This window comes from Streptomyces sp. NPDC001204, from assembly GCF_053598035.1.
The window spans coordinates 1-1542 of the sequence record NZ_JBSFJL010000096.1 but is presented as its reverse complement, the minus strand read 5'-3'; the positions used below and the strand labels follow the sequence as shown (position 1 = coordinate 1542).

The 1542-nt window shown below is 68.3% G+C and carries 1 protein-coding gene and 2 pseudogenes; all 3 read right to left on the bottom strand.

The window, feature by feature from the left end:
* Window positions 1-646, bottom strand: a pseudogene (locus tag ACWC91_RS41565) (hypothetical protein); the annotation flags it as partial.
* A gap of 28 nt (window positions 647-674) precedes the next feature.
* Entirely contained in the window at window positions 675-1088 is a 414-nt protein-coding gene (locus ACWC91_RS41560) for a hypothetical protein (protein ID WP_450726402.1), read from the bottom strand.
* A 98-nt stretch (window positions 1089-1186) separates the two neighbouring features.
* Window positions 1187-1542 (bottom strand): annotated as a pseudogene (locus ACWC91_RS41555) (hypothetical protein); the annotation flags it as partial.

Genomic DNA, 1542 nt, shown 5'->3' with positions numbered 1-1542 from the left:
GGCCCTCGCCCCACCGCAGCCCCCCGAAGGCCGTGGTGAGTACGTGGACGCCGACCGCCGGGCCGAGCCGCTCGGCCAGGAGCACGGCGTCCTCCGGCCGGGGCCCGCCGTCCCGCGCAATCTTCGGCGGCGCCGGCCGGGCCGCGTCGCCGGACGTCTCCTTCGTGCGCCGCCGGCCGAACAGCGGGTTGATGGTCAGGTACCCGGCGTCCACGGCCGCCGTCATGACGGTCGACATCAGGCTGACGCAGTGCCCGCGGCTCACGTCCGCGAGGTCGATCGTCTGTTGCCAGGTATCGACGTCGAACCAGCTGATCGTCCGCATGGGGACTCCGTCCCACCGCGGCAGGACGTGCCCCTCCAGCTTGTCCCACCGCGTGCCCGTCGTCCGGCCGCGTTTCTTCCTCGACGCCATGAAGGTGCGCGCGAACTCACCGAACGTGGCGTTGCTCTTCGTCGGGTCGATCCAGGTCCCCTCCCGGATCAGCCGCTCTTGTTCGTCCCCCCACTCGATCGCCTTCACCTTGGTCGGGAAGCCGGACTCCGAACCCCACGTCCCGTCGGGCAGCTTGTACTTGCACCGCCACGTGAACTTGGTCGTCTTCTTCCCAGCCCTGACCTTGTGGACTTTCTCCGCGTGAGCCATCAGGCCCCCCTGATTCTGCGGTGTGCTGCTACACGCTGTGGCGGCTGATGCTGTACGTCCCGGGAGTGCGCTCCCAGTACGGTGACCGCTCGCTCTGGTGGCGCGTCAGGTGATCGGCAGCCCGCTGGCTGATCAGATCCGCGCGCACGGTGTAGGCGATGTATTCGGCGTGGTCGTCGACGGCCACGTCTACATCCTCGTCCATCACCGCTCGCCGCTGCATGGTGATGGGGATACGCGGGCCGAGAGGAAGCCCGTCGGCGCGAGGGTGCCAGCGCCGCGCCTGCTGCGTGAACAGCTCGCGGAACACTGGCACACCTTCAGCGCTGATGTCGTCCCAGTGGAAATGGAACCGGCATCCCGTGCCGTCTTCGTAGTCTTCGATCCAGGGCTCGAAGTAGTCCTCGCCCTGGGCGTGACGCTGCACCTCAATCGTGAGCATTTACTGCCCCCGTTCCGCCCGTGCGGTGGCCCCTCCCGTGACGGTCTGTGTATGCAACCACACGTTCGGCTGCAATGCACGTACCTCGAACGGAGCAATCAGGACTCTGCAACCTCGTCGGGCTCGGACGACAACCCTTGCAGGTAGCGGCGTGCCTTCCGGTACCGCGCGGCGATGCGCGCGACCTCTTCCGGTGATGCGTCCTTCTTGCCCTGGAGGATGACGATTACGTGCCCGTCGTCCTCTTCGGGACCCAGCGTGATGACTGCTGCGTCGAGCGTCTGCGCCGAGCGCAACTCGTACTCGACCGCCGGCGGGATCGGCAGCGCGTCCGCGTCCGTCCCCGTCGCCGTCGCAGGTTCGTCGGCCGCGGCGACCGGGCCGCCCGCCGTGACGCGCTCGATCGCTCCGTCAGGCCAGCCGAGCAATGCCGCGTAGTCGCGGATCGTGCGGT

Bases quoted from the DNA above. Each gene is read 5' to 3' on its own strand.
- ACWC91_RS41560 (WP_450726402.1), bottom strand. From the start codon at position 1,088: ATGCTCACGATTGAGGTGCAGCGTCACGCCCAGGGCGAGGACTACTTC.